29 protein-coding genes, 2 tRNA genes and 1 pseudogene are annotated in these 21,626 nt (G+C 64.9%); 12 read left to right on the top strand and 20 right to left on the bottom strand.

The window, feature by feature from the left end:
- Positions 1–78 precede the first annotated feature (78 nt).
- From BM397_RS04950 to BM397_RS29935, 8 genes are all read right to left on the bottom strand, one after another.
- Positions 79–438 carry an HNH endonuclease gene (locus BM397_RS04950; protein ID WP_092419173.1) on the bottom strand — a complete coding sequence of 120 codons (360 nt, stop codon included), beginning with the start codon at positions 436–438 and terminating at the stop codon, positions 79–81.
- Positions 439–538: 100 nt separating this feature from the next.
- On the bottom strand, positions 539–1,222 hold the full coding sequence (locus BM397_RS04945; RefSeq protein ID WP_092419171.1) for a hypothetical protein: 684 nt from the start codon (positions 1,220–1,222) through the stop codon (positions 539–541).
- Entirely contained in the window at positions 1,219–1,797 is a 579-nt protein-coding gene (locus BM397_RS04940) for a hypothetical protein (protein WP_092567361.1), read from the bottom strand. The genes BM397_RS04945 and BM397_RS04940 overlap by 4 nt, the downstream gene beginning before the upstream one ends.
- A gap of 193 nt (positions 1,798–1,990) precedes the next feature.
- Entirely contained in the window at positions 1,991–2,635 is a 645-nt protein-coding gene (locus tag BM397_RS04935) for a hypothetical protein (RefSeq protein ID WP_092419168.1), read from the bottom strand.
- Positions 2,632–2,931 carry a hypothetical protein gene (locus BM397_RS04930; protein WP_092419167.1) on the bottom strand — a complete coding sequence of 100 codons (300 nt, stop codon included), beginning with the start codon at positions 2,929–2,931 and terminating at the stop codon, positions 2,632–2,634. Before BM397_RS04930 ends, BM397_RS04935 begins: the two co-directional genes overlap by 4 nt.
- Positions 2,928–3,710, bottom strand: a complete 783-nt coding sequence (locus BM397_RS04925) for a helix-turn-helix domain-containing protein (RefSeq protein WP_143015320.1) — start codon at positions 3,708–3,710, stop codon at positions 2,928–2,930. The genes BM397_RS04930 and BM397_RS04925 overlap by 4 nt, the downstream gene beginning before the upstream one ends.
- A 114-nt stretch (positions 3,711–3,824) precedes the next feature.
- A complete protein-coding gene (locus BM397_RS04920; protein WP_092419165.1) occupies positions 3,825–4,301 on the bottom strand; it encodes a hypothetical protein in 477 nt (158 codons plus the stop codon).
- A gap of 245 nt (positions 4,302–4,546) precedes the next feature.
- Positions 4,547–4,759, bottom strand: coding sequence for a helix-turn-helix transcriptional regulator (locus BM397_RS29935; protein ID WP_092419164.1), 213 nt, complete (start codon positions 4,757–4,759; stop codon positions 4,547–4,549).
- Between BM397_RS29935 and BM397_RS29930 the strand changes: the two are divergent.
- Positions 4,758–5,027 (top strand): annotated as a pseudogene (locus BM397_RS29930) (helix-turn-helix domain-containing protein); the annotation flags it as partial. The gene BM397_RS29935 and the pseudogene BM397_RS29930 sit on opposite strands and share 2 nt — an antisense overlap.
- 58 nt (positions 5,028–5,085) lie before the next feature.
- On the opposite strand, the gene BM397_RS29615 reads toward BM397_RS29930, so the two are convergent.
- Complete coding sequence (locus BM397_RS29615; protein ID WP_245695930.1) at positions 5,086–5,247, bottom strand: hypothetical protein; 162 nt, start codon at positions 5,245–5,247, stop codon at positions 5,086–5,088.
- A 211-nt stretch (positions 5,248–5,458) separates the two neighbouring features.
- On the opposite strand from BM397_RS29615, the gene BM397_RS04905 reads away from it, so the two are divergent.
- From BM397_RS04905 to BM397_RS04870, 9 genes are all read left to right on the top strand, one after another.
- Positions 5,459–5,647, top strand: coding sequence for a hypothetical protein (locus BM397_RS04905; protein WP_092419160.1), 189 nt, complete (start codon positions 5,459–5,461; stop codon positions 5,645–5,647).
- A 145-nt stretch (positions 5,648–5,792) separates the two neighbouring features.
- Entirely contained in the window at positions 5,793–5,975 is a 183-nt protein-coding gene (locus tag BM397_RS04900) for a hypothetical protein (protein WP_092419158.1), read from the top strand.
- Positions 5,972–6,190 (top strand): hypothetical protein, encoded by a 219-nt coding sequence (locus tag BM397_RS04895; protein WP_092419156.1) that lies wholly within the window; start codon positions 5,972–5,974, stop codon positions 6,188–6,190. Before BM397_RS04900 ends, BM397_RS04895 begins: the two co-directional genes overlap by 4 nt.
- Positions 6,191–6,396: 206 nt before the next feature.
- Positions 6,397–6,672, top strand: a complete 276-nt coding sequence (locus BM397_RS04890; RefSeq protein WP_092420531.1) for a DUF2312 domain-containing protein — start codon at positions 6,397–6,399, stop codon at positions 6,670–6,672.
- Positions 6,672–6,986, top strand: coding sequence for a hypothetical protein (locus tag BM397_RS04885; RefSeq protein WP_092419154.1), 315 nt, complete (start codon positions 6,672–6,674; stop codon positions 6,984–6,986). The genes BM397_RS04890 and BM397_RS04885 overlap by 1 nt, the downstream gene beginning before the upstream one ends.
- Positions 6,986–7,162: a hypothetical protein gene (locus BM397_RS29250; RefSeq protein ID WP_176806452.1), complete on the top strand. Its 177-nt coding sequence runs from the start codon at positions 6,986–6,988 to the stop codon at positions 7,160–7,162. Before BM397_RS04885 ends, BM397_RS29250 begins: the two co-directional genes overlap by 1 nt.
- Before the next feature lie 79 nt (positions 7,163–7,241).
- Positions 7,242–7,532 carry a DUF4031 domain-containing protein gene (locus BM397_RS04880; RefSeq protein WP_092419152.1) on the top strand — a complete coding sequence of 97 codons (291 nt, stop codon included), beginning with the start codon at positions 7,242–7,244 and terminating at the stop codon, positions 7,530–7,532.
- Positions 7,533–7,556: 24 nt separating this feature from the next.
- The gene (locus BM397_RS04875; RefSeq protein ID WP_092419150.1) at positions 7,557–7,832 is read left to right on the top strand and encodes a helix-turn-helix transcriptional regulator; all 276 of its coding nucleotides are present in this window, start codon (positions 7,557–7,559) and stop codon (positions 7,830–7,832) included.
- Positions 7,822–8,973 carry a tyrosine-type recombinase/integrase gene (locus BM397_RS04870; RefSeq protein ID WP_092419148.1) on the top strand — a complete coding sequence of 384 codons (1,152 nt, stop codon included), beginning with the start codon at positions 7,822–7,824 and terminating at the stop codon, positions 8,971–8,973. Before BM397_RS04875 ends, BM397_RS04870 begins: the two co-directional genes overlap by 11 nt.
- A 7-nt stretch (positions 8,974–8,980) precedes the next feature.
- Here the strand turns inward: BM397_RS04870 and BM397_RS04865 are convergent.
- The 5 genes from BM397_RS04865 to BM397_RS04845 form a co-directional block, all read right to left on the bottom strand.
- Positions 8,981–9,056 (bottom strand) — tRNA-Val (locus BM397_RS04865).
- Between the two features lie 34 nt (positions 9,057–9,090).
- A complete protein-coding gene (soxR, locus tag BM397_RS04860) occupies positions 9,091–9,579 on the bottom strand; it encodes a redox-sensitive transcriptional activator SoxR (RefSeq protein ID WP_092419146.1) in 489 nt (162 codons plus the stop codon).
- 354 nt (positions 9,580–9,933) lie between these two features.
- A tRNA-Val gene (locus BM397_RS04855) sits at positions 9,934–10,008 on the bottom strand.
- A 256-nt stretch (positions 10,009–10,264) separates the two neighbouring features.
- Positions 10,265–12,670: an endopeptidase La gene (gene lon / locus BM397_RS04850; protein WP_092419144.1), complete on the bottom strand. Its 2,406-nt coding sequence runs from the start codon at positions 12,668–12,670 to the stop codon at positions 10,265–10,267.
- Between the two features lie 263 nt (positions 12,671–12,933).
- A complete protein-coding gene (locus BM397_RS04845) occupies positions 12,934–14,025 on the bottom strand; it encodes an alkene reductase (protein ID WP_092419142.1) in 1,092 nt (363 codons plus the stop codon).
- 268 nt (positions 14,026–14,293) lie between these two features.
- Here BM397_RS04845 and BM397_RS04840 point away from each other — a divergent pair, with 268 nt between their 5' ends.
- Both BM397_RS04840 and BM397_RS04835 read left to right on the top strand, forming a co-directional pair.
- Entirely contained in the window at positions 14,294–15,256 is a 963-nt protein-coding gene (locus BM397_RS04840) for a hypothetical protein (RefSeq protein WP_092419140.1), read from the top strand.
- Positions 15,249–15,428, top strand: a complete 180-nt coding sequence (locus BM397_RS04835; protein WP_092419138.1) for a hypothetical protein — start codon at positions 15,249–15,251, stop codon at positions 15,426–15,428. The genes BM397_RS04840 and BM397_RS04835 overlap by 8 nt, the downstream gene beginning before the upstream one ends.
- Before the next feature lie 51 nt (positions 15,429–15,479).
- Here the strand turns inward: BM397_RS04835 and tgt are convergent, their stop codons facing one another.
- From tgt to ugpE, 6 genes are all read right to left on the bottom strand, one after another.
- Positions 15,480–16,607, bottom strand: coding sequence for a tRNA guanosine(34) transglycosylase Tgt (gene tgt, locus BM397_RS04830; protein WP_092419136.1), 1,128 nt, complete (start codon positions 16,605–16,607; stop codon positions 15,480–15,482).
- Between the two features lie 340 nt (positions 16,608–16,947).
- Complete coding sequence (locus BM397_RS04825; RefSeq protein ID WP_092419134.1) at positions 16,948–17,763, bottom strand: CPBP family intramembrane glutamic endopeptidase; 816 nt, start codon at positions 17,761–17,763, stop codon at positions 16,948–16,950.
- Between the two features lie 25 nt (positions 17,764–17,788).
- On the bottom strand, positions 17,789–18,409 hold the full coding sequence (locus BM397_RS04820) for a hypothetical protein (protein ID WP_092419132.1): 621 nt from the start codon (positions 18,407–18,409) through the stop codon (positions 17,789–17,791).
- Positions 18,410–18,730: 321 nt separating this feature from the next.
- The gene (locus BM397_RS04815) at positions 18,731–19,717 is read right to left on the bottom strand and encodes an endonuclease/exonuclease/phosphatase family protein (RefSeq protein ID WP_092419130.1); all 987 of its coding nucleotides are present in this window, start codon (positions 19,715–19,717) and stop codon (positions 18,731–18,733) included.
- Positions 19,714–20,784 (bottom strand): sn-glycerol-3-phosphate import ATP-binding protein UgpC, encoded by a 1,071-nt coding sequence (locus BM397_RS04810; protein WP_092419128.1) that lies wholly within the window; start codon positions 20,782–20,784, stop codon positions 19,714–19,716. Before BM397_RS04810 ends, BM397_RS04815 begins: the two co-directional genes overlap by 4 nt.
- The gene (gene ugpE, locus BM397_RS04805) at positions 20,784–21,626 is read right to left on the bottom strand and encodes a sn-glycerol-3-phosphate ABC transporter permease UgpE (protein ID WP_092419126.1); all 843 of its coding nucleotides are present in this window, start codon (positions 21,624–21,626) and stop codon (positions 20,784–20,786) included. Before ugpE ends, BM397_RS04810 begins: the two co-directional genes overlap by 1 nt.

The raw sequence follows: 21,626 nt of genomic DNA, 5'->3' as shown, positions 1-21,626 counted from the left end.
CTCCGGATGATGGGGCGACGGGTTTCCAGCTTTTTCGACCCCGAACTTTTGCCCTCCCCCCCCCGGCCTCGCGGCACCTCAGGCGAGCCCGCGCTTCTCCAGGCTCTGCTTGGTCCGGTCGTGCCAGACCTTGCTCACGGCCTGCAGGTTCTTCTCATCCCAGAAGAGCGCGGGGTCGCCGCGATGGGGCTTGATGTGGTCGACCACCGGACTGTTCGCCGCCGGGTACTTGCCGATCAACATCACGCCGGTCTGTTGGCACACGTAGCAGTCGCGCTCGAGAACTCGCTGTCGCACCCGACGCCACCGCGAGGTGTTCAGCCAATTGTGGGAGCGCCGCCCCGGCGCATCGCCCGACGGCTGAGCCGCCGACTTCTTCAGGCGCGACGACGCAGCACCAAGCCGCGACGGCAAGCCGCGTCCGCTCAATCTTCCCATGACTGACCCGCTGAAATGAGAAGCGCCCGGCAGCGGTATCTCCGCTCCGGGCGCAATTCGGTTCGCAGACAAGATGTCAACAGAAGCTCATTCCTGTCAATCACTTTCTCCACGGCGTCATCGGTGGCATCCGGTCAGTGACCTCGAACTTGCGGAGCTGCACGCCACTGAGGCCAGCATGCACTGACAGCAGCGCACCCCACCAATCAAGGTATTCGCGCCGTGCTGATGCCATCTCACGGGCGCTCGGGACAACCATGACAGGCGTCCAGTATTCCTTGCGCACACGCTGCCGACCGCGACACACGTAACTGACCTCCTGGCACACCTCGGCCTTGCCGTACTGCCCGAGGTGATTGCGCTTTGACCACTCGCGCGGCTGGAAGCGCTGCGGTCCGAGGTCCCATTGCGGAGCCCGTCCGGCCCGAGCCAGCTCCGCAACACGAATCGCCATGTGCCATGGCACCGAGTTCCGCAGCACAGACGCCACGAGGTCAGCATCATCATGCGGCAGGCTCCTCCCGAACGAGGTGTCTGGACGAACCCCCTCTCCCGAGCGCTTGCCGAGCGAGAGCTGCTGCATGATCCGATACTCCGCGCCGACCGCTGGCCGATACTCAACCGCCGCTGATCCGACCTCATCGAAATCCATCGAAGCAAACTCGATGCCGAATGCCCAATTGAGAAGACCGCGAACCGAGATCAGCTCCTTGCCATTCGCCGCGCGCGGCCCGCGCTCCACGCCGACCTTCTCACGCGCAAGCTGTCGATGACCCATCATCATGCAGTCCCCTCCGGCAGCAGGGACATTGCCCGCCGCTCCATTCCGTCATACCAGCGCAACCACTGCGCATCGCCGTCCCGCGACATTCCGCGCCGACCTCGATCGAGCATCAGCTCACGCTGCCGCGCCCACTCATCGGCCCGGTCGCGGATTGCGCGGCGATCACCGTCATTCAGCGGCGGGCGCTTCCGCCTCTCCAGAAAGGCGAACTCGGCGACGAGCACGCCCTCCTCCAGAGCCTTCGGCCCGCGCGCCGAGCCGAACCAGCTTAGGATCGTCGGATGCTCTTCAAGGGGGCGCGGCGCGACCGTTTCGGCCATGGCAGCAATCGTCGCCATCGACGGCCAGGCATCGCGCGACTTTCCCTCGCCTCGATAGCGCAGCATGTCGCGCAGGGTCTCAAGCTGATGATCCGACATGTAGGTGAGCGCATCGGCCAGCTTCACCAGGAAGCCGTCATGTGCGCCCGTCTTCACGTTGCCAGGCTTCCGAAAGCCGTGCTCGGTCAGCGGCTCGATCAACAGGCGCCTCACTCTGCCCCGCTTCGTTTCGGTGGTGGTCTGCTCTTCCGTCACGGCCAACCCCTTTCTAAGCAATTCGCCCCATCCGCTTTGAGAGCACGGCGCGTTCCGTTCCGTGTTCTCTTCTTTTGTTTCTTCTTTTCTTCTCTTCTCTGTCTGGAACTGTTCCGTTTTTGGGAAACCTGTTCCGCAACCGTTCCGAACTGTTCCGGCAACAAGAGGAAAGAATTCCTCACTGTTTTCAGTGTCATAACCTTTGCTGCCCGATCCAACCCTCTCTGGCCGCATGCTCGAGCGAGCGCTTGATCGACGCTTCGATCTGCGGACGCCGGCGCTGACCGTGGTGGTTTTCCATGAGCCACGCGTCGAGGCGCTCGATGAGAACCCTGTCCTGGCACATGGCCTGCACGCAGCCCATCTCCTGCATCATCTCCGAGAGACGCTTCTGCCGCATGTTGACCGCCTTGCCCTCATTGCTGGCCTTGCGTTCCTCACGCTTCGTGAGCGCGTCCATGCAGATCTCGATTACCACAGGGTGGCCCAACACGACTTCGTCGCCGTGGCAGAACTTGGTCCATTTGTGCAGGGGCGTGATCGGCTGGGCCATCATGCCGCGCCAGTCAGCGAGATCGACCCTGAGCAGCCGCGCCAGCAGCTCTTCGTCGGCCGGAAGCGACCCGACCGGGCTCTGCTTGCGCGCGAGGAAGAACAGGTTGAGCGCCGCACCTTGAACCGCGAGGGGCGCCTTCAGGTGGAGCTTCGAGGCCAACCAGCGGTCATGCCAGAACAGGGTGAAGTAGTCCGAGGTGAGGTGCGCATCGCAAAGCTCGACCGGGTATTCGGGCAGAGGGTTGTTGCCCCCAACCACTTGGAACGGTGACGCCGAGGTCATACTCGCACTCCTTTCGAGAAAGCCTGAACTCGGAGTGACCAAAGAGAGGCCATCTCCACCTCAAGCGCGTATTTCGCCGCGCTGAACGCGGTCTCATTGCTGGAAAGCCGCGCTGCTACCACTTCGCGAGCGCGTGCATGCGCCAAGGCGACTTCATCGCCCGGCGCGACATTCGGGAAGGCATCGAGCGCATCGCTCAGCGCAATGATGCCACCACCGCAGAGCGTCATGCCGCCTTTGTGCAGCGCGAGAGCGGTGGCCGCGATTACGAAGACCGAGCGCGCCGAGCCACTCATGCGCGGGCCCTCAGCATTTCCTCGGCCACGTAGGGCTCAAGCATGGGAAGAAGGCGCTGGTCCTCGGGCGCCAGAGCGAATGCGCAGCGGGCGGCCCGGCGAAGCATGGCATCGCGCGCGACCTCTTCAGCGGAAACCGCGTCCTCAGCCGTCAGCTCATCGGAGTGAACATCCAGACCGTACTTGCGCCGCCAATTCCCAATCGTCTTCGTGCTCACGTCGAACCGTTCCGCGATCTCCTTGTCGGAGAGCCCCTCAGCGTGCGCCGCGCGCAGCTGCGCCTCGGTGAAGGCCTGAGGCCCGATACGGAGCGCACCATCGGTGGCGCGGTTTCGGACGAGCCCGAGATAGGCACGACGGTCAGCCACGGTACCGCGGGCCACACCGAGGGCTTTGGCCATTTCGGCATCCGATTGGCCCGCTCCGTGCAGCCTTCGAAGCTCGGCATCGTCTATGCTCTTCTTGCGCGGCAACGTCGCCAAGCCAAGCCGAGCCCTTGTCCGGGCGACCGTCGAGCGGCCACACTTGAGCCGATCCGCGATCCGCACGTCGGGGATGCCCGCGCTCCAGAGCTCCGCCACAGCCGCGTCCAGCGCCTCCTGCGCCTCGGCACGAGCGGTCGGGCTCGGCTTGTTTGCGGCCAGCTCAATCCGCCGGCGTGTCGTCGAAACGAACTCCTCAGAGCAGCCGACTTTCCTCACGATCTCGGAATCGGTCAAACCCGCGCGCCAGAAAGTGAAGATGGCCTTCTCACGCCCCGAAAGCTGCAAGTTATCCATGAACCACCCCCCGAAAAGCCCCACGCGGCACCTGGCCGCGCGGGGAAGTTCGACAGGAAGAAGCGCCTGTAACCCCGGCGCGAGGGATCGAATAGGAAGAGATCGCCGCACGCATTATGCAGCATCCCGGCTGGCAACGATCGAGGCGCGAGCGCGGGTCAGCGCCTCGATCGCCTCGTCGATCTCGCAGAGCGCTTCGGCATTTGCGCGCGCGGAATTCCCATGACCACCGGCCTTCTCTGCGGCGCGGATGATCGCGGCCTGAGCTTCTCCGCACTCCTTCGCGACAGTGCCGCACTGGGCATAGAGCGAGGTGACGACGCCACCGACGTTGACCGACTGGAACACACCTCCGGCCAGACCAGCAAAGTGCTGCGCCAGCGGGAGCGCCGCCGCCGGGCAATCGGCGCCGAGACGGTGCAGGTAGTTCACGCCGAGACCGCCCGGCCGCGTCTCGCTGACCTCCATCCCATAGGAAAGCGTCGACCCCCGAATTCCAAGGAACTCGGCCACATCCTGATGGCGCTTCCCGGTCGCCTCGACCGCTGCACACACCGCGCTCTGGATCGTGCCGTAAATCTGGTCTCGCATGTGAAGGCCTCATTTTCGTTTAGCTGGAAGGACTTGGCGACCCGCCTCATGTTGGAGACCATGGGACGAGTGGTTTGTTCAGTGAGTGGTGAGTGTTTGGTGCAGCGCGGGCGGGACCAGGGAGGAGGAGAAGCCCCTGCCCGCGCTGCTGCCCGGCGCAATCGCTGCCAGGATGCGGTTTTTCGCAGGTGCTGCTTGAAATGAAGCTTCACAGATCAAAGGTCTTTGAGGCTGAGGGTATTTCATCAGCTCGCAACCTTTGCAGAATTGGATTTCAGAAGAGATGCTAGTGTCACTGCACCCTTCGTTGCCTCCTGAATTTCAAGGGCAGCCTTCAAGCTCGGGGTCTTCGAGCCCGCAACAATCTCGTTCACATAGGTCTTCGAAAGCCCAACACGAGCGGCGAACTCTCGCTGCGACAGGCCGTTCGACCGCAGATATTCAGAAAGCGATGTCATGATGGAAGTGGTCGCACATAGCGGACAACCTTGCAAGCCGCCTGTAAGCTATTTGCGGCGGGATATGTCCGCAGACCCGTGCTATTCGTCCGCTATGGAACTTCGGCTCAAAGAACTCCGCACCCGAAAGGGTCTGACCGTTCAGCAACTCGCTGACGCAGTTGGCCTGTCGAAGTCCTACGTAAGCGACCTCGAGAATGGAAAGCGCCGCGCGAACAGCTACAGGCTGGAAAAGTTCGCGAAGGCGCTTGGCGTCTCCGTCTTCGACCTCATCAATGATGAAAACTTGAGCGAAGACGCCAAAGACCTCTTAGAGGCCTTCCAGCTCATGTCTCCTGAGCATCGCGGTCTGATCCTTGAGACTGCTCGCGCATTTCGAGATCGCGCCGAATCCGGTGAGCCTCGGAAATAAACGCCTCAAACTGATCGCGCTCCATCGCAAGAAGCTCTTTCAGGAGCTTCGCGTTATCCGTTTGATCGTCAGTCATTAACTTGCCTTGCTCCTTCTACCGCTAGGGCAACCTTCACGAACTTGTTCGCAACTTCAAGAACACCGACGCGACTTCGCGTCTGGAATGTCCGCTATTAGCGAACCTTTTGATTGACGATCTGTTCGCTATCTGCGAACTTCCCGAACGTGCGCCGCCGAAGACACCCAACCAGGGCTGATCGCGGTTCATTTTCAGGGAGACATCACCGATGGATCATTTTCAGCACAGACTTGAACTGCTCAAGCGCGCTATCCGCGAGGGCAATCGCCCCGCGGCATCCGCCCGCGCTGTCGATCTTGCCGACATTTTTGCGGCCTCTTCTGACGACGGCAGCAGCACGCCGCCGCCCGCACTTCCGCATTTGCCTGCCACCCTCATCGAGGAGCGCAAGCAGTGACCGTAACCGCCCAACATGAGCCGCCTCTCCTTAGAGTTGTGCCGAATCCCCGCAGAACAATTACCCGCCACCGCCCAAGGCGAAAAGGCCCGCAAGGGGTGACCCTAAGTAATTCCATGCATTTTCATTCACAGGTTGCAAAGCGATGAGGGTCTCTTTCCGCCCCATCCAGGCACGCCCCTTTCGCGAGTTCATCGTGCTCAGGGACGCCGTGCGCCGCACCGCCCTCGTGAACATGCCGAGCCCGAGCGCCGCGCGCTTTTGCGCCATCGCCCTCGACCTCGAATTCCGCCGCGCCAAGCGCCGACCGAACCGGAGGATCAGATGACCTACCAGCACACCCACGTCCCAGCGCGCAGCATCACGCACAGGCTCAGCATCGACGCAGACGAGGTTGAACGCGCGGCAGTGGACGCCGGTGAGCGGCTTCTGTCGGTCGCTTGCTGGCTGATGATCACCGCCGGCGGGATCGGCCTGCTTTTCGTCGCCGACAAGGCGGTTCGGAACGCCCTGCACACCTTACACGGCTGCGGCGCCTGCTGAGGCGCCCGCCAATACGAATGCCGGGCATGAGGCCCGCATCCCCTCGCCGCGACCCAGCATGGATCGTCTCTGCCCCCAAGACGAACGCGGCGAGGGGCCCAGTTTCTTCAAGAGGATCGAGCATGTTGATGCCCCAAGAGACCGATTTCCAGCCCGACACCGCCGGCGCCGACATGGCACGCGCGGCGTCGCGCAAGCGCACCCCCATGAAGGAGACCGCCGAGGACAAAGCGGTTTCTGATGGCGCATACGGCGTCGCTGCTGGAGAACTGAAACAGTTCATCGAGCGCTTGGAGCGGCTGGAGGCCGAGAAGAAGGCGATCGCGGACCAACAGAAGGAGGTCATGGCCGAAGCCAAGGGGCGCGGCTACGACACCAAGATCGTGCGCAAGGTCATCGCCCTGCGCAAGCGCGACAAGGACGACATCGCCGAGGAAGAGGCGGTGCTCGAGATGTACAAAGCCGCGCTGGGGATGGACTGATGACCGACACCAGCCACACCAGCCCCGACGACATCCTCGCGAAAATCCGCGCCAAACGCTCCGAGCACGAGCACCGCAAATCGGCCGCCCTGACGCCGCTTCCGCCCCAGCGTGAATATGAGGGGCAAGGCCTCTCGGATCGCCTCTGGGAAGATTGCCATGACGAGGAGCGCTGGCTTCCCGAGGGCTTTTGGTTCGCGTTCCTCGTGCTGGCCATCCTTGCGACGGGCGGTGCCCTCGCCATCTGGCTCGGCCTCGACCTTCTGGCGGCGGCGATCCGGTCGCTCGCCATGCTGATCGAGGGGATGCTCTGATGCGCGACGCCATGGACGAGATCGACCGCCTTAGCGACGTGCGCGACCGTGCACGGCAGCAAGCCCGCGCCGATCTTGGCACCCCCATCAGTGATGTCTTCGACGCCATCGCTTGCGAAGCGGAAAACATGATCCGCACCCTGCGAAGAGCGGCAAAGACGGCGGAGGGCTTCTGATGCCCCCCTCCGCGCCCTTGTCGGATGCGCAGGCCTGGGCCGAGCAGTGGGGAAGCTACGCCCTGCAGGAGGCCGCAGCATGACTGTGTACGTCGACGACATGTACCGGACCGCCATGGGCCGCTTTCGGCACATGAAGATGAGCCACATGATCGCGGACAGCACCGACGAGCTGCTCGCCATGGCGGACCGGATCGGCCTGAAGCGGAAATGGCTGCAGAAAGCCGGAACCGCTGACGAGCACTTCGACATCGGCATGGGGCTGCGCGCCAAGGCGGTCGCCGCCGGCGCTGTCGAGATCACAATGCGCGAGCTGCAGCGGCGGTGCGCCGCCCGCCGCTCGGCGACCACCCACGAACAGTCCAACTAACCCACGATAGAAGGAACCAGAGGCATGCCCCCCGATCGCATGACCCATGTGCAGCCCGCCGAGTTCGCCGTCGAGGCCCGACCACTGGCATATGTCAGCGCGAAGACGCTTGGCGTCTTGATGGACATATCCGAGAGCACGATCTGGGACTGGACGCGCAAGGGCCACCTGCCCAAGCCACGGAAGATGCCGAGCGGTGCGACCAGATGGAAGTGGTCGGAGGTTGAAACATTCATCGATGGTGCGGCAGGGTCGCCCGACGATGCCGATCCAATCCTGAGGGCCAGCCGTGGCCGGTGACATCCGCCTTGAGAAGTATGTTCAGCGCAAGATTGCGCGAGGGAAGGAGTACTTCTTCTTCCGTGTGGTGCGTAAGGGCAAAGAGCTTCGCCGCTCACTCCCGCATCCGTTCGAGGCCGATTACCGCGCAGCTTACAACGCGGCGCACCACGAAGCCTTCGGCACCATCCCGGGAGAGTTCGAAAGCCCGAAGGCAATCGCCCGCCTTATCCGAGACCACAAAGACAGCGCGAGATATGCCAGGCTCCCCAAAGCGAGCCGCCTCCTTCGGGACTACGCCCTGGACCTGATGGGTGACCGTTGGGGCGCCTTCGACGCTGACCAAATCCGGCCCATCCATGTGCAGGCGGTCTACGATAGTCTTTCTGATCGCCCAGCGACTGCCAACCGGCGGCTTGATGACATGAGCGCAGTGTTCAGCTGGGGCAGAACGCGAGGCTTTGCAGACGACAACCCTTGCCGCCGGATCGAGCGCGTGCACAGCGAAGAGAGCTATGAGCCGTGGCCCGATGACCAGCTCGAAATCCTGATCGGTCGAGGCAAGCGGCATCTCGTGAAGGTCGCCCTGGTCGCGCTCTATACCGGACAGCGCCGCGCTGATGTGATCGGCATGTGTGAGACCCAGATTCGAGACGGCATCTGGACCATCGAGCAGGGCAAGACCGGCAACCCGGTGACTGTCCCCCTGCACCCGGTCGTTCTGGCGATCATCGAGGAAGAACGCGCAGCGCGGCGCAAGGCTCAGATCGTCGCCCCGGCTCTTCCCCTCCTGACCAACAGCCGCGGCAAACCGTGGGGAAAAGGCTTCGGCGCCTCTTGGACCAAAGAGCTGATCCGCCTCAAGCTGCGGCCCCACTCTGTCGAGGAAATCGAAGCTGGGCAATTTCGCCCGACCTTCCACGGCCTGCGCACAACGAACGCCACAGTCATCGCCAACACCGTCGCCCGAAACCCAGAGCTATTCGGCGGCATCCAGCGCGTTCAGGCAATGCTCGGACACCTGTCAGAGCGCATGTCGAAGCATTACGCAAGACGCGCGGAGGTTGAGCACATGAACCGCGAGACGGTGCTGCTGCTACCAGACTTTGGGAAACAGTTTCCCGAAATTGGGAAACATGAAGACGGCGAGGTCGCTAAGTGATTGAAAATGGTGGGTGATGAGAGACTCGAACTCCCGACATCTTCGGTGTAAACGAAGCGCTCTACCAACTGAGCTAATCACCCGTAGGGCGGGGTTTAGCCAAGCTTCCGGCGGCTTTCAAGCCTGATCCTTCGTCATTTCCTCGATCCACACGCGCGGCCCCGGGCCTTCGCGGCCGCGCCGGTCGGACGGGTTGTAGAGCGGGCAGCTCTCCAGCGACAGGCAGCCGCAACCAATGCAGCCGTCGAGCTCATCGCGCAGCTGTTCGAGCTGACGGATTCGCGCGTCGAGCCGGGCGCGCCAGCCCTGCGAGACCGCCTGCCAGTCAGCTTTGGAGAGCGCCCTGTCGCGCGGCAGCGCCGAAAGCATCTCGCGAATTTCCGCCAATGGAACGCCCAACTTCTGCGCCATGCGGATCACGGCGATGCGGCGCAATTCTCGCCGGTCGTAGCGGCGGTGATTGGCGTCGGTGCGCCAACTCTCGATCAGCCCCTCTGCCTCGTAGAAATGCAGCGTCGAGACGGCGACACCGGCGCGGGCGGCGACCTCTCCCACGCTCAGGTCATTGGAGCGCGCACGTCTGACAGGACGGGACCTGCGGGACATGGAGTTTCCTCACGCATACGAAAGGCGCTTGACCTCAAGTGAACTTGAGAAAGCAGTCTCGCAGGCGTTCCGCGACTCTGCAAGGAGAGAGACAGTGACCGCAAGAAACACCAAGACCCGTCGGCAGCGGACAGAAACAGGGCTTCTCGCGATGCTCCTGCGCTGGCGCAGCGCGCGCCGGATTGCACGGCGCAGCGCCGAGCTGCGCGCGGGCCCCCGGCTGTCCCGAGACGTCGGGCTTTCCGACGGCGGCCCGCCGCCCCCGCCTCCGCTGCGGTACCGAGACTGAAGAAAGGTCCGGAAACTAGAAGAGGCGCGCCTCGGGGAAACCGATCAGCGCGCCTCTTGGAAGAGTGGTGGGTGATAAGAGATTTGAACTCCTGACATCTTCGATGTGAACGAAGCGCTCTACCACTGAGCTAATCACCCGGTAGGCGGGCTTTTACTCATATGGCATGGGGGGCGCAAGAGGAGTCGGCGCAAAAATTTCACAAATTTCCGACCCTGCCGCAGCGGCAGCGGCGTGGTTGCAACTGCGTACTGGATTGGGGCTCCGCCCCCGCCCGCTGCGCGGTCTCCCCCGGGATATTTGAACCATGTGGAAGAGACCGAAGGGGGCTCAAAATATGAAAAAAGCGGGCCCGAAGGGCCCGCTTTGTTGCATCAGTGCCGGCGAGGCAGAGCGTCAGTGCGCCGTGGCTCCCGCGCCCTTCTCGTCCTTGGCGCGCAGGGCAGCGGCGGCCTCTTCGGCCTCCTCGTCCCACTCGATGGGCTCCGGCTTGCCGATGAGCGCCATCTCCAGCACCTCCGAGACGTGCTTGACCGGGATGATCTCGAGGCCCTGCTTCACATTGTCCGGCAGCTCGGCGAGATCCTTCTCGTTCTCCTCGGGGATGAACACCGTCTTGATGCCGCCCCGCAGCGCCGCGAGAAGTTTCTCCTTGAGCCCACCGATGGCGGAAGCATTGCCGCGCAGGGTGACCTCGCCGGTCATGGCGATGTCCTTGCGCACCGGCAGGCCGGTGAGAACCGAGACGATCGCCGTCACCATCGCCAAACCGGCCGAGGGGCCGTCCTTGGGCGTGGCACCGTCCGGCACGTGGACGTGGATGTCCATCTTGTCGAATTTCGGCGGCTTCACCCCGATCTGCGGCGAGATCGAGCGGACGTAGCTCGACGCGGCCTCGATCGACTCCTTCATCACGTCGCCGAGCTTGCCGGTGGTCTTCATCCGACCCTTGCCCGGCAGGCGCAGCGCCTCGATCTGCAGCAGGTCGCCGCCCACCGAGGTATAGGCCAAACCGGTGACGACACCCACCTGGTTCTCGTCCTCGGCCAGACCGTAACGGAACTTTTTCACGCCGAGGAAGTCGTCGAGATTGTCCCGCGTGACTTCCACGTGCTTGGTCTCGCCCTTGACGATCTTGGTCACCGCTTTCCGCGCGATCTTCGCCACTTCCCGTTCGAGGTTCCGGACGCCGGCCTCGCGCGTGTAGTAGCGCAGAATGTCGGTGAGCGCCTCGTCGGTAATGGTGAACTCGCCCTTCTTCAGGCCATGCGCCTTGATCTGCTTGTCGAGCAGGTGCCGCTTGGTGATCTCGAGCTTCTCGTCCTCGGTGTAGCCCGAGAGCGGGATGATCTCCATCCGGTCGAGCAGCGGCCCCGGCATGTTGTACGAGTTCGAGGTCGTCACGAACATGACGTTGCTCAGGTCGTACTCCACTTCGAGGTAGTGATCGACGAAGGTGCCGTTCTGTTCGGGGTCGAGCACCTCGAGCATCGCCGAAGCCGGATCGCCACGGAAGTCCTGACCCATCTTGTCGATCTCGTCGAGCAGGATGAGCGGGTTGGTGGTCTTCGCCTTCTTCAACGCCTGGATGATCTTGCCCGGCATCGAGCCGATGTAGGTCCGGCGGTGGCCGCGGATCTCCGACTCGTCACGCACGCCGCCCAGCGAGATGCGGATGAACTCGCGCCCGGTGGCCTTGGCCATCGACTTGCCCAGCGAGGTTTTACCCACGCCCGGCGGGCCGACGAGGCAGAGGATCGGGCCCTTCAGCTTCTGGCTGCGCGCCTGAACCGCGAGATATTCGACGATGCGCTCCTTGACCTTGTCGAGGCTGTAGTGGTCGTGATCGAGGATTTCCTGAGCACGGCCCAGATCCTTCTTCACGCGGCTCTTCACGCCCCACGGAATGGACAGCATCCAGTCGAGATAGTTGCGAACCACGGTGGCCTCGGCGGACATCGGGCTCATGTTGCGCAGCTTCTTGAGCTCGGCCTCGGCCTTCTCCTTGGCCTCCTTCGAGAGCTTGGTGGCCTCGATCTTCTCGGCCAGCTCGTTGATCTCGTTCTGGCCGTCCTCGCCGTCGCCGAGTTCCTTCTGAATGGCCTTCATCTGCTCATTCAGGTAATACTCGCGCTGGGTCTTCTCCATCTGCGACTTGACGCGGGTCTTGATCTTCTTCTCGACCTGCAGCACCGAGAGCTCGCCCTGCATCAGGCCATAGACCTTTTCCAGACGCTCGCTCACCGGCAGCGTTTCAAGAAGCTCCTGCTTCTGCTCCACCTCGATGCCGAGGTGGCCCGCGACGAGGTCGGCGAGCTTGGCCGGCTCGGTGGTTTCTGCAACCGCCGAAAGCGCCTCTTCGGGGATGTTCTTCTTGACCTTGGCGTAACGCTCGAATTCCTCGGCGACGGTGCGCACCAGTGCGGTGATCGCGGCGGGATCGCCCGGCATCTCCGAGAGATACTCGGCCTTGGCTTCGAAGAAGCGCTCGTTTTCCAGGTATTCGGTGATCTTGACGCGCGCCTGCCCCTCGACCAGCACCTTCACGGTGCCGTCGGGCAGCTTCAGCAGCTGCAGCACATTGGCCAGCACGCCGGTCTTGTAGATGCCGTCGGAATCGGGGTCGTCGACGGCCGGATCAATCTGGGCGGCAAGCAGGATCTGCTTGTCGTCCGCCATCACCTCTTCCAGCGCGTGCACCGATTTCTCGCGCCCTACGAAGAGCGGCACGATCATGTGCGGGAAAACGACGATGTCCCGCAGCGGCAGCACCGGATAGGATGTGTTGAGAGGCTGTTGCATACGCATTCCTTGCTACTGGCAGGACGGTCCGGCCCCGGATATCGGCGACCTCTGCCGTCCCCTGTCGAGGTATTCAGGTGGGGCGCAGCCATTAACTTTTCAAGCGCGCCAGACCCGGTTCCCACCAATGTGACGCTCCGCTGCGCCGGGCGCAAGCGGGCAATTGGCGGAAGGCAGGAGATTGCGGGGGGCGCGGCACCAAAACCTTGAAACAGCCTTAACGGCAGCACCCCGAACACGCGGTGCCGCGCTCCCCACCGCCCTCAGGCGGCTTCTGTCAACGTCGGGTAGTCGGTGTAGCCTTCCGCCCCGCCGCCGTAGAACGTGCCCTGGTCGCCCTCGTTGAGCGGAGCGGCCTTTTGCAGGCGCGCCACGAGGTCGGGGTTCGAGATGAACGGGCGGCCGAATGCGACCAGATCGGCCTTGCCCGACTTGACCGCCTCGATGGCCATCTCGCGGTCATAGCCGTTGTTGCCCATCCAGACGCCGTCATAGAGCGCGTGCAGCTTGTCGAGGCTCTCGCCCTCGTTCAGCGCGCGCGGACCGCCGGTGGTGCCTTCGACCACGTGCAGGTAGGACAGCTTGTAGCCGTTGAGCTTGCCCACGACGTACTCGAACAGCGGCTGGGGATCCGCATCGCTGATGCCGTTGGCCGGCGAGAACGGCGACAGGCGCAAGCCGGTACGGTCGGCACCGATCTCGTCGGTCACCGCGTCCAGCACCTCGAAGAGGAAGCGCGCGCGGTTCTCGATAGACCCGCCATACTCATCCTCGCGCTGGTTGGCGCCGGTCTTGAGGAACTGGTCGATCAGGTAACCGTTGGCGCCATGCACCTCGACCCCGTCGAAACCGGCTTCGATGGCCGCGCGGGCGGCGTGGCGGTAGTCGGCGACGATGCCGGCGATCTCATCCGTCTCCAGCGCGCGCGGCGTAGAGGTCTCCTCGAAGCCGTTCAGCGTGAAGGTCTTGCCGCCCGCCGGAATTGCCGAGGGAGCAACCGGCGCCTGCCCGCCGGGCTGCAGCGAGGTGTGGCTGATGCGGCCGACGTGCCAGAGCTGGATGACGATCTTGCCGCCCTTTGCGTGCACGGCGTCGGTGACCTTCTTCCAGGCGTCCACCTGCCCCGGCGAGTAGATGCCCGGGGTCTGGATGTAGCCCTTGCCCTGCGGCGAGATCTGCGAGGCTTCGGTGATGATGAGCCCGGCGCCTGCGCGCTGGCGGTAGTATTCGACGTGCAGCTCGTTCACCTCGGCGGTGTCGTTGTCGGCACGGTTGCGGGTAAGCGGGGCCATCACCACGCGGTTGGCCATCTCAATGGCACCAGCGGTGAAGGGGGTAAACAGGGCCTCGGTCATGGAATATCTCCCTTGCTTTGGGCCAAGATCGCACCGGGCTGTCCCGGCTTCGGACTGCAAAGATAGGAATGCGCCGCGCCGCGGCAAGCGCGCAGGGCGCTGTGCGGATTTGCACGGAGCGCATGCCTCGGTGGCAATGCGCCGGTGAAGGCGCCGGTGAAGGCAACGCAAGGCGTGACGCTTCCGCGGAGAGCCGGTTGCGTGCTACGCTTGCAGAATTGCTCAAGACCCCATTTCCCGCAACTTCAAGGGCGCTCCGACTTTTCCGATGCGCGATATCCTGTTGGCCCTGTTCCTGTGCATGTTCTTCGCGCTGCTTCCGGCGAGGCTCTACGCCCCGCTGCGCGAGGGCGGCTCCGTACTGCGCGAAAGCTTCTCGTTGCCACCCCTGCGTACGCCCCCGGCCCCGGCCTTCCCGGAAACACCGAGGGAGGGAACGCCGCCCGCACCGTCTGGTCCGAGGATCGCCACCGGCCCTGACTCCGGCACCGGCATCGCGCCTCCCGCACCCAAGACCGAAAGCTCCACCCAAGAGCTTGCCGCGCCGAAACCGCGCGGCGGCAGGCTCCGGCCGAGGTCCGCCCGGCTGTTCGCCGGGCCGGGCGACCTCTCGCCGGATGATTTTGCCGCCTACGGGGTCATTGCCTTCAACGGAGCACCGAAAGTCGCCGTCGACGCCAGCGACTCCGAGGTGGCGCGCCACAGGATGATCTGCGAGGCCTTTCTGGCAACGCTCGCGCCTCGACCTGCTCAGGCCACACCTTCTCCCGCGCGGATCGTGGTGACCGTCTGGCCGATGCAGAGCTCGGCCTCGGCCGAGCGCGCGACGCAGGCACCGCCCGGGGAGGCCTGCCCGATCGCTCTCCAACGCTACAGGATGCCCATTGCCCATGTCGCCATCAGCGCAGCCGTGGACAGCGGGCTGCTCAACCCGTTCCGGCGCGGCCCCTTCCTGATGGCATGGCAACCGGGCGCGGCCTTCGCCAGCCCGGGCAAGCCGATCCTGTTCGACGATCTCTCCGACGTGACCCGCGCCGAGGAGGCCCGCGCCCGCTTTGCCAGGTGGGACAGCGACATAGGCCTCGAGGAAAATTACGCGCGGGCGCTGGTCGAGCGCATGGGCCGGATCGCCTATACCCGTCTGCAGCTGCGGGCCTGGGCAGATGGGCCTGGCGCCACATGGTTGCGCGCGCTGCCCCTGCCCGGCCCCGCCGGAGACGGCGATGGCTGAACTGGGCCACAGAGTGGTGCCCTATCTCTATGCCGCGCTGGTCGCGGTCGCCTTCGCCTGCTGGGCAAGACCCGCGACCGATGCCGGGTACAAGGTGCTGTTCCTCGCAGGGTTCGCGACGCTCTGCGGACTCTGGTTGATCATCCGGCTCATCGCCACACGCCTGCGCTGAGCCTCGTCGGAGAAGGCCCGCCAGCCCTTTGGACAGCCAGTCCTCAGATCGTCACAGAACCGGAATGTCGCCCTCGGCCCTTTGCGCGTGGAACTGGTCCTCGAAGGCGGCAAAGGTGCCGCCCGCGATCGCATCGCGCAGACCCTGCATCAGCTCCTGGTAGTAGTGCAGGTTGTGCCAGGTCAGCAGCATGCCCGAGATCATCTCTCCGGCGCGGTAGACGTGGTGCAGGTAGGCGCGCGAGTAGCTGCGGCAGGCCGGGCAGGTGCAGTGCTCGTCGAGCGGGCGCGGGTCATCCTGGTGGCGGGCGTTCTTGATGTTCACCATGCCGCGGCGGGTCCAGGCCTGGCCGGTGCGCCCCGAGCGAGAGGGCAGCACGCAGTCCATCATGTCGATGCCGCGCTTCACCGCGCCGACGATGTCATCGGGCTTGCCCACGCCCATCAGGTAGCGCGGCTTGTCCTCGGGCAGCTGGCCGGGGGCGAAATCGAGCACCTTGAACATCGCCTCCTGGCCCTCGCCCACGGCGAGGCCACCGACGGCGTAACCGTCGAAGCCGATCGAGGTCAGCGCCTCGGCACTCTCGCCGCGCAGGTCCTCTTCGAGCCCGCCCTGCTGGATGCCGAAGAGCATGTGGCCGGGCCGGTCGCCGAAGGCATCACGCGAACGCTGTGCCCACCGCATGGACAGGCGCATGCTCTGCTCGATGCGCTTGCGGTCGGCGGGCAGCGCCGGGCATTCGTCGAAGCACATGACAATGTCCGAGCCGAGCAGCCGCTGGATCTCCATCGAGCTTTCCGGCGAGAGCATATGCTTGGAGCCGTCGATGTGGCTCTTGAAGGTGACCCCTTCCTCGGTGAGCTTGCGCAGCCCCGAAAGGCTCATCACCTGGAAACCGCCGGAGTCCGTCAGGATCGGCCGCTCCCAGTTCATGAACTTGTGCAGGCCTCCAAGCCGCGCAACCCGCTCCGCGCCGGGGCGCAGCATCAGGTGATAGGTGTTGCCGAGCAGAATGTCGGCCCCGGTGGCGCGCACGCTCTCGGGCAGCATCGCCTTGACGGTGGCGGCGGTGCCGACGGGCATGAAGGCGGGGGTACGGATTTCGCCGCGCGGGGTGGAGATCACCCCGGTGCGTGCGGCGCCGTCCCGGCCGGAAAGGGTAAAGGAGGTCAGGCTCATGCCGTTCCTCTGCCCCAAAGCGCGGGATTTGCCAAGAGGCGAGCCGAGACCTGCGCGGCCCGACGCCGGGATTGCGCACCTCCGGTGATGTGCATGACCCCGTCCCGACTTGCGGAAAAGCTGCGGCCGGCAGCGTCCGAAGTCACGGGCAGGCCAAAGCGGAGGTGCGACATTCGGACTCTCTGCTCTCCCTCGTGAAGCCGCTGCGACCATTGCCCGGACTCGGGCTCTCCCCCCCGATCGTCAGGATGCCCCTCGGCATGATGCGAACTGCGGAGCAGCGCAGGCACCGCCAGATCAGCGGGCGCCTCGAGAGGCTCATCGCCACCGGAGAGCGGGCTCAGCGGGCCGCAAGGTCCACCGCCACAGGGCGGAGGTGGATTCGGCGCAGCAGCCAGAGACCGTAGAGCAGGTTGGGCAGCACCAGCAGGAAGGGCGCGACCAGTTGCCCGGCGCTCAGCTCGGGCAGAGCGGCACCTCCGCCCGGCACCTCCTGGAGCTCACTCTGGGCCCCTGCGCTCAGCACCACGAGGAATGTCACCCAGTCCCAGGCCGCGTGCAGCACGATGGCGACCCAGAGCGAGCCGGTGCGCAGCACGATCGCCATGAGCATGAGCCCGGTGCAGGAGGCGGCGACCGCCTGCAGCGCCGCCAGGGCGAAATGGCCGGTCAGAAAACCATTGAACACGTGAACCGCGCCGAAGGCCGCGGTGGTCCAGAGGATCGCCGGCCAGATGGAAAGGCGCGTCCGGAGCGCCCTGAACAAGACGCCGCGGAACATCACTTCCTCCGAGAACCCCACCAGCAGCGTGTTGACCAGCACCAGCAGTACGGTCACCGGCGCGGGTAGCCCGAGCGCCAGCAGCAGCGCGAAGAGGAGCATCAGGATCAGGCCCGGCAACCACAGCAATCTGAGCGTGCCCGGCGTGGGCGCGCGGAAGCCCATGTCGCGCCAGCGGCGCCACGCGATGACCGCCACGAGCAGCAGGCCCGCGGCGAGCACCTGCCAGGCGATCCCGCTGGTCGTCAGATCCTCGAGCTCGATCGGATCGCTCCGGGCGCCGACACCAAAGATGGTGACCAGCGTCCAGAGCACGAGCGTGCCACCGGCGATGCCAAGACGACGGTGATCGGCAGTCGAAGCGCGGTCCCTCATCCGGCGCTCGTTGCGCTATGCCGGATCATTCGACTGTCACGATCAGGTCGAACGCCATAGGCATGCTTTCCTTGCTGACAACCTCGACGGTGACATCCCCGGACTGCGGCAGCTCCGCGCGAAAGGGCGTCGCGGCATCCGTACCCGTGAGCAGGATCGAATTGTCAGGATTGCGCAGGATATAATACATCGCACCGCCCTCGGGCACGACGCGCAGGTCGAGCACCTGCCCCGCCCGTGCCCCCAGGACGAATTGCGTGGCACCGCCGGCCTCGAGCCTGCGGCTCAACTCGGCGCCGCTGGTGCCCGGTGCAAAGCGGATCCGCTCCGGTGCCATGGCCGCCTTTTCCCCCGCACGGGCCAGTGCGGCCTCGGCAGCATCCGCCCCGGCGAGATCGAGGCTCTCGACGCTGCCGTCCCGGTAGCCGAAGCATTGCCAGATGCGACCGTCTGCATCCTGCAGGAAGATCATCGACCCTGCCTCGGAATACTGGCTGTCGATCACCTGCCCGCCGGGGCGCGAGGCGCCTCCGCGCGCGATCAACTGGTCGATGCACCCGTCGATCACCGGCTGGACCAGTGCATCCTCGGCCGACGCAGACTGTCCAAGGGCGATTGCCGTCAGGAACAGGGGCAGTACCTTCATGAGCTTCCCTCCACTGGTACAAGCCTCGATACCATACTGGTCCCGCTCGACCTATCCCCCTGACGCGGCAGGGTGTCTCTTGCGACACGCAGTTCCCGCAGCCAGCTGCGTGCATGCACGTACTGCGCCACCCTTCGCGAACGGGCCGCGAACTTCGCCGCGGTCGTCGCGCAGAACCAACCGGCGCCAAGAACGAACACGGCCCGTATCGTACAGGTGCCACCGCGCATCACCAATTCCGCCAGAACCGCAGCGCACATCCGGCGCAGGCGCGACCCTGGCCCATCGCTCCGTACCGAAAGATGCCACGCTGGGAGCGGTTCAGCCCGGCTCGGACAGCCCCTCGATCCGCGCGACGATCAGGTCGTGGTCGGACAGTGGCGTGCCGTCCGCGCCAAGCGAGGCGCGAATCTCCACCGGCCCCATCCGAAGCCCCCGCGCGAGGAACCAGTCGAGCTTCATCGCGCGCTCGGGCCAGCGGGTGATCAGGCTGGGGCGGGTGGTCATCTGATCCTCGGGCCCGCCGTGCACGGTGAACCCGGCGGCGCGGGCGACGTCGAACAGCCCCTCCGAGCGCCAGTCGCCGCCAGCGTGGTTGCCGGTGTTCAGATCGCCGCCGATCAGCACGGGAACGCCGGGGAATTCGGCGTCGAGCGCGGCGATCAGTTCCGCCACCTGCCGCTCCCGGTGCGCGGGACCGCAGGCGCTTTCGAGGTGCGTCGAGACGGCGAGGAACGGCCCCTCCGTCGTCTCGATCCGCGCGCCCACCGCGATGCGCTCGCCGAGCCGCGGCTGCTCGTCATCGAAGAACCATTGCCGCTTGCCCCAGAGCCGCAGCGCGAAGGGTTCATGAAGTGCGCCGCGCGCCATGAGACCGTTGCCATGATAGCCGCGTGCGTTGTGTCCATCATCGCAGAACTGGTGCTCGATGGGCGAGCCGAGGCCCAGCTCGAGAAACTCCACCGCGTAGGCATAGGCCATGCCCCGCTCCGCCGCCATGACGGCCGTGGTGTTGCGCTGCTTGGTGCGGGCCATGCCGTGGTCCATCTCGGACAGCAGCAGAAGGTCGCAGTCCTTCGCATGCAAAGCCGAGGCCTCGGGGAAGAGGCAGCGCTCGAGATTCCAGGCCGCCACCGTGAGCGGCAGCGCGAGGGGCGCATCCGGCGCCCCTCCGCCGATCTCGACGATGGTCATGCCCGGCACCTTCGCCATATGGGCGTCATGCACCGCGACCTCGCGCGGCAAGTCACGGATGGCGAGCTCTTCCGCGCCGGGTACGGGCAGCGCGGCCGTTGTGTCGCGGATCATTCCGCTGGCTCGGAGACAGTTTGCAGGCGCTTATCCATGCGGCGGCCGCTCTGGGCGTCGAAAAGGTGAATCTTCGCGGAGTCGACCGCGACACGCACTTCCGGCCCGAGCGGCGTGTCATGCGTATCGGTGACCGCCAGCGCCTGATCGCCCACCATGCCGTGGATGATACGCTGCGCGCCCAGCTCCTCGACGTATTCCACCCGCATCGGCAGGCCGGTGTCGACGATGCGCAGATCCTCGGCCCGCAGCCCCAGCGTGACCGGGCCCGGCGCATTGCCGAGGCGTGCCAGCGCATGGCCCGCCAGCGAGAGCTGCCCACCTTCGATGCGCGCATCCAGAAGGCTCATGGCGGGGGCACCGATGAAGGAGGCGACAAAGGTCGAGGCGGGCTTGCGATAGACCTCGAGCGGCGCGCCGATCTGCTCGACCCGCCCACCGTTCAGCACCACCAGACGGTCGGCGAGCGTCATCGCCTCGAGTTGGTCGTGGGTGACATAGAGCGAGGTGGTCCCGAGCCGTTGCTGCAGCTTGCGGATCTCCATGCGCATCGAGACACGCAGCTTGGCGTCGAGGTTCGACAGCGGCTCGTCAAAGAGGAAGGCCGACGGCTGGCGCACGATGGCGCGGCCCATTGCCACCCGCTGGCGCTGGCCGCCCGAGAGCGCGCGCGGCTTGCGGTCGAGGTACTGGCCGAGCTCCAGCATCCGCGCCGCCTCGGCGACGCGCTCCTCGATCACCGCCTTGCTCTCGCCGCGGTTCTTCAGCCCGTAGGCCATGTTGTCGCGCACCGACATGTGCGGGTAGAGCGCGTAGTTCTGGAACACCATGGCGATGTCACGCTCGGCCGGGTCGAGGTCGTTGACCCGACGCCCGCCGATATGGACGTCGCCGCGGGTCACCGTCTCCAGCCCCGCCACCATGCGCAGGAGCGTGGACTTGCCGCAGCCCGAGGGGCCGACGAGCACGATGAACTCGCCGTCCTTGATGTCGATGTTCACGTCCGAGACGGCATCGACGCCGCCCGCATAGGTCTTGCCGACCGACTTGAGAGTAAGCTCAGCCATTATTTATCGCTTTCCGTCAGGCCCTTGATGAACATGCGCTGGAAGATCACCACCACGGCAACCGGGGGGACCATGGCCAGCACCGCGAGGGCAAAGGCTTCGTTGTAATCGGGGATCTGGCTGCCGACCCAGACCTGCAGGATCGACTTGATGCCGCGCATGAGCGTGTAGAAGCTCTCGTCCGTGGTCATCAGCAGCGGCCAGAGGTACTGGTTCCAGCCGTAGATGAACATGATGATGAAGATCGCCGCCATCATCGTCTTCGACAGCGGCACCAGCACGTCGATGAAGAACTTGACCGGGCCCGCCCCGTCGATCCGCGCCGCCTCGAGCAGCTCGTCAGGCACCGAGCGGAAGAATTGCCGGAAGAAGAAGGTGCCGGTGGCCGAGGCCAGCAGCGGCACAATGAGGCCGGTGTAGGTGTTCAGCAGGTGCAGCTCGGACATGACCTGGTAGGAGGGCATGATCCGCACTTCAAGCGGCAAGAGCAGCGTCGCGAAGATCGCCCAGAAGAGCAGCGTCGCGAAGCGGAAGCGGAAGTAGACCAGCGCGTAGGCGGCCATCATCGACAGCGCGATCTTCCCGACAGCGAAGCCGAGCCCCATGATCAGCGAGTTGCGCAGCATCAAAAGGCCAGTGACGTCACCGGTAAAGCCGCCCTTGTGCGTCAGCACCTTGGTGTAGGTCTCGATGCCGTTGCCGCCGGGCAGCAGCGACAGGCCGTTGGAGTGGATGTCGATCGCCGCGTGGGTCGAGGACATCAGTGCCATCACCACCGGGGCGCAGAGAAACAGCACGCCGAGGATGAGGATCAGGTGGTCGAAGGGTTTGATCTTCTGCAT

Source organism: Alloyangia pacifica (assembly GCF_900116195.1).
Lineage (GTDB): Bacteria > Pseudomonadota > Alphaproteobacteria > Rhodobacterales > Rhodobacteraceae > Salipiger > Salipiger pacificus.
The sequence above is the reverse complement of the archived record's forward strand: the minus strand, read 5'-3'. Positions and strand labels throughout refer to the sequence as shown.